Source organism: Streptomyces sp. NPDC058697, from assembly GCF_042715345.1.
GTDB lineage: Bacteria > Actinomycetota > Actinomycetes > Streptomycetales > Streptomycetaceae > Streptomyces > Streptomyces liliifuscus.
The window spans coordinates 63,025-75,681 of sequence record NZ_JBHXSU010000034.1 but is presented as its reverse complement, the minus strand read 5'-3'; the positions used below and the strand labels follow the sequence as shown (position 1 = coordinate 75,681).

Annotated in this window: 9 protein-coding genes; 5 read left to right on the top strand and 4 right to left on the bottom strand. The window is 70.1% G+C overall.

Features of this window, described 5'->3' with window-relative positions:
• Positions 1-19: 19 nt before the first annotated feature.
• On the bottom strand, positions 20-1,198 hold the full coding sequence (locus ACFWXQ_RS42675) for a PucR family transcriptional regulator (protein ID WP_383949987.1): 1,179 nt from the start codon (positions 1,196-1,198) through the stop codon (positions 20-22).
• A gap of 193 nt (positions 1,199-1,391) precedes the next feature.
• Here ACFWXQ_RS42675 and ACFWXQ_RS42670 point away from each other — a divergent pair, with 193 nt between their 5' ends.
• Complete coding sequence (locus tag ACFWXQ_RS42670) at positions 1,392-2,318, top strand: proline dehydrogenase family protein (RefSeq protein ID WP_383949990.1); 927 nt, start codon at positions 1,392-1,394, stop codon at positions 2,316-2,318.
• A gap of 37 nt (positions 2,319-2,355) precedes the next feature.
• On the top strand, positions 2,356-3,987 hold the full coding sequence (gene pruA / locus ACFWXQ_RS42665; protein ID WP_383949993.1) for an L-glutamate gamma-semialdehyde dehydrogenase: 1,632 nt from the start codon (positions 2,356-2,358) through the stop codon (positions 3,985-3,987).
• Positions 3,988-4,186: 199 nt separating this feature from the next.
• Here pruA and ACFWXQ_RS42660 read toward each other — a convergent pair whose 3' ends face one another.
• Complete coding sequence (locus tag ACFWXQ_RS42660) at positions 4,187-6,100, bottom strand: glycoside hydrolase family 97 catalytic domain-containing protein (RefSeq protein WP_383952252.1); 1,914 nt, start codon at positions 6,098-6,100, stop codon at positions 4,187-4,189.
• Positions 6,101-6,710: 610 nt separating this feature from the next.
• On the opposite strand from ACFWXQ_RS42660, the gene ACFWXQ_RS42655 reads away from it, so the two are divergent.
• Positions 6,711-6,839, top strand: coding sequence for a hypothetical protein (locus ACFWXQ_RS42655; protein WP_260695433.1), 129 nt, complete (start codon positions 6,711-6,713; stop codon positions 6,837-6,839).
• A 78-nt stretch (positions 6,840-6,917) separates the two neighbouring features.
• On the opposite strand, the gene ACFWXQ_RS42650 is transcribed toward ACFWXQ_RS42655, so the two are convergent.
• Complete coding sequence (locus ACFWXQ_RS42650) at positions 6,918-8,501, bottom strand: purple acid phosphatase family protein (RefSeq protein ID WP_383952254.1); 1,584 nt, start codon at positions 8,499-8,501, stop codon at positions 6,918-6,920.
• A 142-nt stretch (positions 8,502-8,643) separates the two neighbouring features.
• On the opposite strand from ACFWXQ_RS42650, the gene ACFWXQ_RS42645 reads away from it, so the two are divergent.
• Together ACFWXQ_RS42645 and ACFWXQ_RS42640 are read left to right on the top strand one after the other, a co-directional pair.
• Entirely contained in the window at positions 8,644-9,687 is a 1,044-nt protein-coding gene (locus ACFWXQ_RS42645) for a 3-isopropylmalate dehydrogenase (RefSeq protein ID WP_189843633.1), read from the top strand.
• A gap of 288 nt (positions 9,688-9,975) precedes the next feature.
• Positions 9,976-11,064 carry a branched-chain amino acid aminotransferase gene (locus tag ACFWXQ_RS42640; RefSeq protein ID WP_383952256.1) on the top strand — a complete coding sequence of 363 codons (1,089 nt, stop codon included), beginning with the start codon at positions 9,976-9,978 and terminating at the stop codon, positions 11,062-11,064.
• A gap of 89 nt (positions 11,065-11,153) precedes the next feature.
• Here the strand turns inward: ACFWXQ_RS42640 and ACFWXQ_RS42635 are convergent, their stop codons facing one another.
• Positions 11,154-12,605 (bottom strand): cytosine permease, encoded by a 1,452-nt coding sequence (locus ACFWXQ_RS42635; protein WP_383952258.1) that lies wholly within the window; start codon positions 12,603-12,605, stop codon positions 11,154-11,156.
• Positions 12,606-12,657: the final 52 nt, after the last annotated feature.

Genomic DNA, 12,657 nt, shown 5'->3' with positions numbered 1-12,657 from the left:
CGGGCAGAATCGGGCGTCCTCACAGCCGCGCCCCCTTGAGCACCATGTGCAGCAACAACCGGTCCTCCCCGTCGTCCAGATCCAGCCCCGTGAGCTGTTCGACCCGGGAGAGCCGGTAGTACAGGGTCTGCCGGTGGATGCCCAGCGCCGCCGCCGTACGCGTCGCCTGGCCCGCACAGTCGAGATACGTCTCGGCCGTGCGGGCCAGTTCGCGGTGGGCGGGGGCAAGCAGGGGGGCGACCGCCGGGTCGTCGGCCGACTCCGGGGGAAGCGCCGTCAGGAGGCGGTAGGGGCCGATCGACCGCCACTCCGCGACCGGGCCGAGCCCGGGTTCCGCTGCCGCCGCCCGTGCCGCCGCCGACGCCTCCTGCCAGGCGGCGCCCAGACCGGCGAGGCCGGTGCGCGGTGCGCCGACGCCGGCCGCGACCGCGCTCTTCGTCTCCTTCAGGAGCCGCCCCGCAGCCGTCAGCGCCGGGGCGGGCACGTCCGTCGCGCGCAGCCGGATCAGCAGCGCCAGACTCTGGGCCTCCGTGCCCCACGGCACCGTGCACACCGCCGTGGCATGCGGCACCGTACGCGCCGACGGGGCGTCGTCCGGATCCGCCGACGGCCAGGGCGCCACGCACACCACCGCGTGCGGGCCCTCTCCCCGCGCGCCCAGGGCCGTACGCAGCGCGGCCACCGCCATGTCCCGCTGCCAGCCGCGCTCGGCGGTCAGCACCGCGCGGAACTCCCGGGTCAGGTCGGCCCCCGCCTGTGCCTCGTCCGCCAGCAGCGCGCCGATCCGTGCCGTCACCTCCATGGCCGCCGTCAGCTGCTCCGCCGAGGGGCCCGGATCGTCGTCGAGGAGCCAGACGTACCCCAGCACGACCGCCCGATGGCGTACGGGGAGACAGATCCGTCCCCGGTACACCCCCGCCTCCGGAGTGGGCGGGATACGGACCGGGCCGCTCGCGCGGGTGATGCCGAAGCCCTCGAACCACGAGCGGACGGTCGGTGTGGAGCGCCGGGTGAGGATCGAGCGCGCCCGGACCGGGTCCAGCGCGGACGCGTCCAGCTCGCCCTCGCTGTCGTACGCACCGAACGCGAGCAGCTCGAAGTCGCGGTTCTCCAGCGTCGCGGGGGCGCCGAGAAGCTCCGAGATGTCGTCCACCAGTTCCTGGTAGTCGCCGTGGTGGTCGCCGCTGGCCTGGCTCATTCGGCCATTCTCGCGCATTCCCGCGCCGCCTTCAGACATCTGTATGAGATCCGGGGCACGGATGCGTGACAGCTGTCGATGGCCGACGATCGGAGGGATCCTTAGGTTTCACGGTGGTTCTCCGTGTCGTACCGGAACGCCGCCGGGCGGCGGCGGGTACGGCCTTCCGCCGGCCTTGTTGTGGAGGTGCCCCGTGCTGGGTCCCGTGATTCTCGCCGCTTCGCGCAGCGACCGGATGCGTCGTCTGATCTCGGCGGCCCCGGTGACCAAGCCGGTCGTCGACCGCTTCATCCCCGGCGAGTCCGTCGACCAGGTCGTACCGATCATCCAGGACCTCACGGCCAAGGGCCTGGAGGTCACCATGGACGTGGTCGGCGAGGACATCACCACGCCGGAGCAGGCCACACTCGCCCGTGACGCGTACCTGGAGCTGATCGACCGCCTCAAGCGGCTGGAGCTCGGGGAGCGCGCCGAGATGTCGGTGAAGCTGTCCCTCTTCGGGCAGGCGCTCCCCGGTGGCCACGAGCTCGCCCTCGCCAACGTCCGCCCGGTCGTCGAGGCCGCCGCCGCCATCGGTACGACCGTCACGCTCGACGCCGAGGACCACACCACCCTCGACTCGATGTTCGCCATCCACGAGGAGCTGCGGAAGGACTTCCCGCAGACCGGCTGCGTCATCCAGGCCTACCTCTTCCGCACCGAGGCCGACGCCCGCCGTCTCGCCGACAGCGGCAGCCGCGTACGGCTCGTGAAGGGCGCCTACAAGGAGCCCGCCGAGGTCGCGTACCAGCAGAAGGCCGAGACCGACAAGGCGTACGTCCGCATCCTGCGCATCCTGATGGAGGGCGAGGGGTACCCGATGATCGGGTCCCACGACCCGCGCCTGATCTCCATCGCGCAGGAGCTGGCCCGGCGCGCCGGCCGCAAGCCCGACGAGTACGAGTTCCAGATGCTGTACGGGATCAGGAGCGACGAGCATCTGCGGCTCGCCGCCGAAGGACACCGGATGCGCGTCTACACCGCGTACGGCACCGACTGGTACGGGTACTTCATGCGGCGCCTCGCGGAGAAGCCGGCCAACCTCCTCTTCTTCGGCCGCTCGATCCTCACCAAGAGCTGACGCCAACCACACCGCTCACTAAGGAGTTACGGACACCATGGACGCCGTCACCCAGGTCCCCACCCCCGTCAACGAGCCGGTGCACGGCTATGCCCCCGGCTCTCCCGAGCGCGCCCGCCTGGAGTCCAGGCTCAAGGAACTCGCCGAGAACCCCGTCGACCTGCCGATGACCATCGGCGGCGAGAAGCGGATGGGCGGCGGCGACCGCTTCGACGTCGTACAGCCGCACAACCACAAGGCGCGCCTCGGCACGTACGCGAACGCCACCCAGCAGGACGCCCAGGACGCGATCGACGCGGCCCTCGCCGCCGCGCCCGCCTGGCGCGCGATGTCCTTCGACGACCGCGCCGCGATCATCCTGCGCGCCGCCGAGCTGCTGGCAGGACCGTGGCGCGAGACGCTCGCCGCCTCGACGATGCTCGGCCAGTCGAAGACCGCCCAGCAGGCCGAGATCGACTGTCCCTGCGAGCTGGTCGACTTCTGGCGCTTCAACGTCAAGTACGCCCGTGACCTGCTCGCCGAGCAGCCCCCGGCCAACTCGCCGGGCGTCTGGAACCGCCTCGACCACCGCCCGCTCGAAGGCTTCGTCTACGCGATCACGCCCTTCAACTTCACGGCGATCGCGGGCAACCTGCCGACCGCGCCCGCGCTGATGGGCAACGTGGTCGTGTGGAAGCCGTCGCCGACGCAGACCCACGCGGCCGTCCTGCTCATGCAGCTGCTGGAGGAGGCGGGTCTGCCCAAGGGCGTCATCAACCTCGTCACCGGTGACGGCATCGAGGTCTCCGAGGTCGCCCTGGAGCACCGCGATCTCGCCGGCATCCACTTCACCGGTTCGACCAAGACCTTCCAGTACCTGTGGAAGACGGTCGGCAACAACATCGAGAAGTACCGCACCTACCCCCGCATGGTCGGCGAGACCGGCGGCAAGGACTTCGTCGTCGCGCACCCGAGCGCCGACCGCGCGGTCCTGAAGACGGCCCTGACCCGCGGCTCCTTCGAGTACCAGGGCCAGAAGTGCTCGGCCTCCTCGCGTGCGTACGTCCCGGCCTCCATCTGGAACTCCGGCTTCAAGGAGGAGTTCGCGGCCGAGATCGACGGCATCACGATGGGTGACGTCACCGACCTGTCGAACTTCATCGGCGCCGTCATCGACGAGCGCTCCTTCGCCAAGAACAAGGCGGCGATCGACCGGGCGCACGCCGACCCGACCTGCACGGTCGTCGCGGGCGGCACCTACGACGACTCCGTCGGCTACTTCGTCCGCCCGACCGTCGTCGAGTGCTCCGACCCGGCCAACGAGGTCTTCACGACGGAGTACTTCGGCCCGTTCCTCGCGGTGCACGTGTACGAGGACGACCAGTACGACGAGATGCTGGCCCAGATGGAGTCGGTGTCGGACTACGCGCTCACCGGCTCGGTCATCGCGGGCGACCGCGCGGCCGCCGCGTACACGATGGAGAAGCTCCGCTACGCCGCGGGCAACTTCTACATCAACGACAAGTCGACCGGTGCCGTCGTCGGCCAGCAGCCCTTCGGCGGCGGCCGCGCGTCCGGCACCAACGACAAGGCGGGCGCCCCGCAGAACCTGATGCGCTGGACGCTGACCCGCGCCATCAAGGAGACCCTGGTCCCGCCGACCGACTACCCGTACCCGCACATGGGCTGAGCCCGTACCCGCGCACGGGCCTGGTCCCGTACGCGCCCACGAGCCGAGGCGTCCCCGTACACGGGCCGGCGTCTCACTGAACCGCCCCCCGCCCCGGACGCACCCCTCCGGGCCGGGGGCGGCGTGCGTCGTGCCGACGGACCGTGGCCCTGTCTCCGCGCGGAGACAGGGCCACGGTCCACGTCTCTGACGTGCGGTGTCAGCGGTCGCAGCTCGTCCGGCCCGGGTACCAGCGGCAGGCCAGCGCGGCGAAGCCGCCGTCCGTCACGACGGGCACGGTGAGCGAGGCGCCGCCGCGGACGACGTGCGGTTCGCGGACCAGGCCCGCCGGGCCGTCGGTCACGGTCTCGACGAGCCATTTGCCCGCGCCCAACCGCATGGGTACGTCCACGCTGTGGGCCGCCCCCGCGAACGTGCCGCCGATGAACCAGCGGCCGTCGGGCGCACGGCGGGCCAAGACCGCGGAGCGGCCGGGATCGCCGGTCAGCAGCCTGGTCTCCTCCCAGCCGCTGGGCAGTTGCTCCAGATAGCGGCGGGCCTCCGGGCGGGCCTCGTACGACTCAGGGGTGCCGGCGAGGTTCTGGATGCCGGACTCGTAGAGGACGGTCAGGCCCAACTCACCCGCGTCGGAGCCGACGTTGGGGCGGAAGGGGCGGTGGAAGGCGCCCGGCGTGAAGTCCATGGAGCCGATGACGTTGCGGGTGTAGGGGAGCGCGGCCAGCTGCTCGGGCGTGTTGTTGCGCTTCTCCTCGCCGCCGACGCCCTCCAGCGTCATCACGTGCGGCCAGGTGCGCTGGATGCCCTTGGGGATCGTGGAGCCATGGAAGTTGACCATCAGGTGGTGCTTCGCGGTGGCCGGCAGGATCTCGTCGTACCAGGCCATCCGCTCCTGGGACTCGGAGTCCATGAAGTCGATCTTCACGCCCTTGACGCCCCAACGCTCCAGCGTGGAGAGCCACTTCTCCCGTTCGACGGGGTCGACGAGGAGCGAGTAGTGGAGCCAGACCTGGATCCCGACGCCGCGCTCCTTGCCGTAACGCACCAGCTCCGGCATCCAGTTGTTCGTCTGCCAGTCGGGGTCGATGACGTCCCACTCGCCGGGCTTGTAGTACCAGCCCGCGTCGACGACCTCGTACGGCCAGTCGCGCTGGGCCGCGTAGTCGACGTACTTCTTCTGCGCCTCCAGGCTCTGCCCGGCCTCCTTGCCGCCGGCGAGCCAGGTCCACAGGGCCGGGCCCGGCTTGATCCAGGAGGTGTCGCGGACACGGGACCTGGGGGCGAGGTCGTCGGTGAACGTCGACTCCGTGACCGTCGAAAGATCGCCGGTGACCAGCGCGCGCCAGGGCGTGGTGAGCCCGCCGGACACCTTGATCGGCTCGTCGTTCCACGGGCTCACGCCGAACGTGGGCGAGCCTGCGGTGTGCGTGAGATGGGATCCGGCGTAGCTCCCGGTCAGGTCCGACTCGGCGACCAGGGCGTAGCCGCCGTCCGTCTTGAAGAGGGCCTGCATCGAGTACGAGCCCGCCGGTACCGCGGCCGCCGACGGGTAGCGGACGAAGGGGAGTTCGTTGTCCCGGCGGTAGGCGCTGATGACGGGCTCGGCGGTGGCGGGGAAGGTGAACGCGGATGCCTCGCGTACGACATCGCCGTGATCGTCCGGCAGGACGTAGCGATAGGCGACACCGTCCGCGGCGACGCGGGTCAGCAGGTCGATACGCGCGCCGTCCGCCGTACGGAAGCGGAAACGGGACTCGGTCATCCGGACAACCCGCTTGTGCGACTTGCCCGTCGGGACGGTGTAGCGCTCCGAGATCGTGCGGTCGGAGCGGCCGGTGAGGGTCAAGTTCCGGGAGAAGTCGGCCTGTTCGGTGACGAGGCCGACGGGGGACGGTTCGAGGACCGTACGGCCGGCCCGTCTGACCGCCAGGGCCGGGCTGCCGTCGGCCGGGTCGAGGGAGACCACGGCCGTGGGGGAGCCGTGCGGACCGCGCACCTCCCAGGACGCGGGGCGGGCGGGCGCCTCGGCACGGGCCGGAAGCGTCGCCGCGGTGGTGGCGAGGAGTGCGGAACAGAGCGTCAACACGATGGTGCGGGCCCGGGGTTGGACCGCCATGTGGAACCCCTCCTGTCGCAGTCATCCGATGACTGGTCGATAAATGCGAGAGTGGAGGGGGCTTTGTGGCATGTCAAGGAATCTGACAGCATCAGACATCGGATTGCTGATGCGTCATTCAGTAGGGGAGGATCACTCGGGACGGTACGGAGGTTCACTTCGCAAGGCTGAGGCGATGGCCGTCCGATACTGATGCGATGATCATCCGGCTGCGCACCGCCCACACGGCGGACCTCACCCCCGCCGAACTCCGCGCCGCCCTCGGCCCGTCCTGCGAGCTGACCTTCGACTGGCGCGACGGCGATGTCCTTTAGGGCTGCCCTTGGAGCTGCCCTCTAGAGAGGCAAATGTAAAAAGCGCAGGTCAGCGCGGTCCGACCCGATCCGCCGTCTCAGATAGTAGGAAGTCCGACTAACTGTGGAGACAGATGCGCGGTCCTCACTTAGCTTTGTAGGAGCCGAACGTCTCGCTAGACCAAGCGAATGGCGGTTGTGAGCCGGAGCCCTTTGCAGGCAACCCCTGCGGCACCGCTCCCCGCCCCACCCGGCGTCTCGTAAATCCCTCACCGCACTTCCGGCGGCCGCTGCCGGAGGCAAGGAGTCGATTCATCATGGCCGAGACGACCGCCCGCCGAGTCCGTCACGTCTCCCGTTCGAGCGAGTCCGACCGCAAGAACGCCGCCGCAGCGCTCCAGCGCGCCCTCGACCGCAGGGACAACGGCGGCTCGACCGGGCACTGAGCCCGGTCCTGCCTCACCGAACACAGCTTCACCGAAACAAGCCGGGAGCCGCGCCCGCACGAGGTGCGGCGCGGGGCCTCACGCCCCGCGTCGCACCTCGAAGTAGTCGATGCGCTTTCCGCTCTGCGCCAGCGCCGACACCTTGAGCTTCGGGGCCGCTCCCGCCTCCGCCTCCACAGAGAGGAAGGAGTAGCCGGTGTACCGCACCCTCGACCACTCCACGGTGTCGGGGTTCTGGTCCTTCGACTTCGTCCAGTGGTACGTCTGCACGGACTCGCGGTCGGCGATCTTCCCCTCGTAGCTGTCCTTCACCCCGGCGGGGAAGTGGTAGAGGCTCTTGCCCGCCCCGCCCGCCGTGACGTACACGATCCCGTCCTTCCTCGGATCGGTCGACGCGCCGACGGGCACCCGCCTGCCCACCTTGCCGCCCTTGATGGCGTCGGTCCGCTCGTACACGTGGTTGTGCCCGTTGATCACCAGGTCCACCTGGTGCTTGGTGAGCAGCGGCAGCCAGGCGTCGCGTACGCCGCCGTCCGAGGCGTGGGTCGACGTCGAGTACGTGCAGTGGTGGAAGAAGACCACGATGAAGTCGACCTGCTTGCGCAGTTCACCGAGCCGGGTGTCGAGCCATGCCGTCTGCTTGCCGTCCGAATAGCCCTTGTTGGCGGGGATCTCGTACGACACGTCGTTCGCGTCCAGCGCCACCACCCCGACGTTGCCGTACGTGAACGAGTAGACGCCCGGGGAGTTCTTCGCGTCGAAGCCGTTGTCCGGGAGGGCCCAGCGCGCGGACTGCCCGCCGTACCCGTTCGGGGAGTACCAGGCCTCCATGTCGTGGTTGCCGGTCGTCACCATCCACGGGACGGACCTGGCCACCGGCTCGGTCTGCTTGAGGAACAGGTCCCAGGTGGTGGGGGCGTAGTAGTCCGACTTCTTGCCGTGTCCCGTGTCGTCGGCGTAGCAGATGTCCCCCGCGTGCAGATGGAAGGACGGCTCCCGGCCGAGGATCAGCCGGTCGCTGGCGAGCGCGTCCGGAGTGACACCCTGGTCGCCGAACGCGGTGAACACGAACGTCTCGGGGCGGGCGGGCGCCGTGGTGAACGAGCCGACCGTGGAATGCCGCTCCTTGGACGCCGGGTCGAAGCCCTCGTGGCCGACGCCGTAGTAGTACGTCGTGCCGGGGCGCAGGCCGTCGAGCGCCGCGTGCAGGTAGTACTGCTCCACCGCGAGCCGCTGCCCCTCCACCTCCGGGGTGTGCAGATCGCGGACCTCGGCCTCGATCTTCCGGCTCAGCTCCCACGGCTTCAGCCCCACACGCACGTACGGCTTCTTCACCGGGAGCGGCACCTGCCACGAGATCCGCATCTGCGTCTTCGGGTCCGCGCCGAAGGCGAGGTGGCGGCCGAAGGGGGCGACGACCGAGCCGTTCACCCCACGGGTGCCGGTGGGCGTGGACGTGGCGGACAGGGGCGAGGCCGTCCGGCTCGCCGTGTCCGTGCCGGAGCCCGAGCCCGAGCAGCCGGTCAGCAGCCCGCCGGCCACCGCTCCCGCGGTCACCAGGGCGCGGCGCCGCGAGTACTTCGTCCGCAGGTACTCGTACTGCTCCGCCATGCTCATCCGGCGTGCGAGCTGCGGCGGGATGCCGACGTCGGGAGTGTCCATGGTGGTGAACTTCCCAGCGTGTCCCAACAACCGCCATACGTACGGGTGAACGGGAGCCGACAGATTGATGCGCGGCCCTCAGGTGGTGTCCGTATCGCGGACTCCCCATGTCATCCCGTGGGACGAGGAGTAGGGTGCCGACATGTCTCGCAGCCTCAATCTCGCAGTGATCCCCGGTGACGGCATCGGCCAGGAAGTCGTGGCCCAAGGCCTGAAGGTCCTCTCGGCCGTCCTTCCGCAGGATGTGAAGCTGGAGACCAAGGAGTTCGACTTCGGCGCCAAGCGCTACCACGCGACCGGTGAGACCCTCACCGAGGCCGACCTGGACGCCCTGAAGAAGCACGACGCCATCCTGCTCGGCGCGATCGGTGACCCGAGCGTGCCGTCCGGTGTCCTGGAGCGCGGCTTCCTGCTGAAGCTCCGCTTCGCCTTCGACCACCACGTCAACCTGCGTCCGTCGAAGCTCCTTCCGGGTGTCGCCACCCCGCTCGCCGGCCAGCCGGAGATCGACTTCGTCGTGGTCCGCGAGGGCACCGAGGGCCCGTACACGGGCAACGGCGGCACCATCCGCAAGGGCACCGAGCACGAGGTCGCCACCGAGGTCTCCGTGAACACGGCCTTCGGTGTGGAGCGCGTCGTCCGTGACGCCTTCGCCCGCGCCCAGGCCCGCCCGCGCAAGAAGCTCACGCTGGTCCACAAGAACAACGTGCTGACCTTCGCGGGTCACCTGTGGACGAACGTCTTCAACAAGGTGGCCGAGGAGTTCCCCGAGGTCACCACGGACTACATCCACGTGGACGCCGCGACGATCTACCTCGTCACGGACCCCGCCCGCTTCGACGTGATCGTCACCGACAACCTCTTCGGCGACATCATCACCGACCTCGCCGCGGCCGTCTCCGGCGGCATCGGCGTCGCCGCGAGCGGGAACATCAACCCCTCCGGCGAGTTCCCGTCGATGTTCGAGCCCGTGCACGGCTCGGCCCCGGACATCGCAGGCCAGGGCAAGGCCGACCCCAGCGCCACCGTCCTGTCCGTCGCCCTCCTGCTGCGCCACCTCGGCCACGAGTCCGAGGCCGCGCGCATCGAGGACGCCGTCTCCGCAGACCTCGCGGAGCGCGTCGGCAAGCCCGCCCGCAGCACCGAGGAAATCGGCGACGCGCTCGCCGTACGAGTAGCCGGCTGACCTCCCCCACAGCTTTAAGAGCGCGGGGGGACCCCCAGCGCTGCCACTCGAAACTCTCGAAGCCGCCGGGTCTCTCAAGCACCCGGCGGCTTTTCTATGTCCCCGCCGGGTGTCACCATCATCCTCTGGGTCGCATTCACGCCCTTTTCGTCCATGGCCCCGCACGCGCGATAATCGAACGCGGAGCCGCGGAATGAGGGAATGCTCGGACGTCCTAACACCGGCCACTGGCAGGTACAGGCGTGAGCGCGGCCCGTCACACACGAAACCGGTGAAGGACACCTACTCATGACGACGCCCACGATCGAGCTCAAGCCCTCGGCCTCGCCACTCTCCGGCGCGGAGCGCGAGGCCATCCTCGCCAGCCCCGGGTTCGGCCGCCACTTCACCGACCACATGGTGACGATCAAGTGGACGGAGGGCCGCGGCTGGCACGACGGCCAGCTCACGCCGTACGGTCCGCTCTCCCTGGACCCGGCGACCAACGTCCTGCACTACGCGCAGGAGATCTTCGAGGGCCTGAAGGCCTACCGGCAGCCCGACGGTTCCGTGGCCACCTTCCGCCCGGACCGCAACGCCCTGCGCTTCCAGTCCTCCGCCCGTCGCCTGGCCATGCCCGAGCTGCCCGTCGAGACGTTCATCGAGGCCTGCGACGCGCTGGTCCAGCAGGACAAGGCATGGGTGCCCGCGCACGGCGGCGAGGAGTCGCTCTACCTGCGCCCGTTCATGATCGCGAGTGAGGTCGGCCTGGGCGTGAAGCCCGCCAACGAGTACCTCTTCCTGGTCATCGCGTCCCCCGCCGGCGCGTACTTCCCGGGCGGTGTGAAGCCCGTCTCGATCTGGCTCTCCGAGGACCGCGTGCGCGCCGTCCCCGGCGGCATGGGCGACGCCAAGACCGGCGGCAACTACGCCGCGTCCCTGCTCGCCCAGGCCGAGGCCGCCTCGAAGGGCTGCGACCAGGTCTGCTACCTCGACGCCGTCGAGCACAAGTGGGTCGAGGAACTGGGCGGCATGAACCTGTACTTCGTGTACGGCGACAAGATCGTCACGCCCACGCTGACGGGCTCCATCCTGGAGGGCGTCACCCGCGACTCGCTCCTCTCGGTCGCCCGTGACCTCGGCTACGAGTCCGAGGAGGCCCGCGTCTCCATCGACCAGTGGCAGCGCGACGCCGAGAACGGCAGCCTGACCGAGGTCTTCGCCTGCGGCACGGCGGCCGTCATCACCCCCGTCGGCACCGTCAAGCGCTCCTCCGCCGAGTGGCAGCAGTCCGGCGGCGAGCCCGGCGAGGTCACCCTCAAGCTCCGCCAGGGCCTCCTCGACATCCAGCGGGGCGTGACGAAGGACCAGCACGGCTGGATGCACAACCTGGGCTGAGGCTCCGGCCCGGCGGTTACGTTGCCGTCTGGACTCAGTGGTTACGTTGCGTGAGGCCCGCTCCCTGCATCGGGGGCGGGCCTTCCGCGCTACGAGGAGACCGAGGCCCGACGGGTCTCTGTCCCCGAGACCTCCGAGCCCTCCGAGGACACCGGCGTCCGAGGCGACCGTGCCGTCAGAGCCAGGTACGCGGTGCCGCCGACCAGCCCCGACAGCAGGAAACTGCAGTCCACCCCGCCGGTCAGCGCCAGCAGCGGGCCCTCGTACGACGGGAGGGACACCGCGAGCAGTCCGGTGGCGGCGCCCAGGGTCCACGACAGGGTGGCCGGGATGTTCCAGCCGGCCGAGTACCAGTAGATCCCGCCCCGGGAACGGCGGTTGAAGACCTGGAGGGCGTCCGGGTCGTACACACCGCGGCAGCGTACGAAGCCGATGAGTGTGATGACCGCCCATGGGGTGCCGACCGCGGTCAGCAGTAGTACGAAGGACGTCATCGCGTCCTGGGCGCTCGACGCGTAGTGGCCGACGAAGACACAGGCCGTGGCGACGACGGCGACCGTGTACGTGGCCCGGGTACGGGAGGCACGCGGGAGGATCGCGTCCAGGTCGAGGCCCATTGAGTACAGCATCAGACCCGCGTTGCCGACGGATCCGGCTGAGGCGGCGAGCAGGAGCGGGACCAGGTACCAGCCGGGGGCGGCGGAGACCAGCGGGCCCGCGTAGTCGAGGGCCGCACCGGCCGCGTACGCCGTGAAGGTGCCGAAGAGCTGGGGGACCAGGAGCCCGGCGGTCAGGCCCAGCCAGGTCGCGCGCAGGACCGTGCGGGAGGAGTGCCGGGCGGGTGAGATGTAGCGCGTGTAGTCGCCGAGCAGCGTGATGAACGCGACCGGGCCCGAGAGGCCCGCGGCCACCGCCGCCAGCAGCCACGTCGGCCAGAAGCCGCCGAGCAGATGGCCGCCCGCCTCCGGCAGCGCGGAGGTCGTGAAGTGCGGCGCGTACGCGAACACCCCGAGGACCAGCAGGGCCGTCATGCCCACCGCCAGGATCCGGGACATGCGAAGCAGCACGCGGTAGCCGTACACGGCGCCCGCCACGGTGGCCGCCGAGAGCAGGGCGTAGACCAGCGCGTACGAGAGGTCCGAGGCCGGCAGTCCGAACAGGCGGTGCAGTACGCCCACCATCACGTCGCCGCCGATCCACACGGTCAGGGCCGTGTAGCCGAGGGCGAGCAGCATGCCGACGACCGAGCCGACGAGCCGGCCGCGGACGCCGAACTGGGCGCCGGACGACGTCGAGAGGTTCGTCGCCGTGCGCAGGGAGACCAGCGCGAGCGGGGCCGTGAGGGCCGTGCCGACCAGCGTGCCCACGACGACCGACGTGACGGACGACCACCAGTCGAGGCCGAACGACGGCGGCAGCCAGCCGAAGATGATCACGCCGAGGCAGAGGTTCGAGCCGAGCAGGATCGAGACCAGGTCCCGGGGACCGCTCGTCCGCTCCTCCTCCGGGATGGTGTCGACTCCGTGTTGTTCCACCGGCATTGGCAGGTCCCCTTCGATCGGCCCCTTGCGCCCCGCACTTTAGAGCGACGTT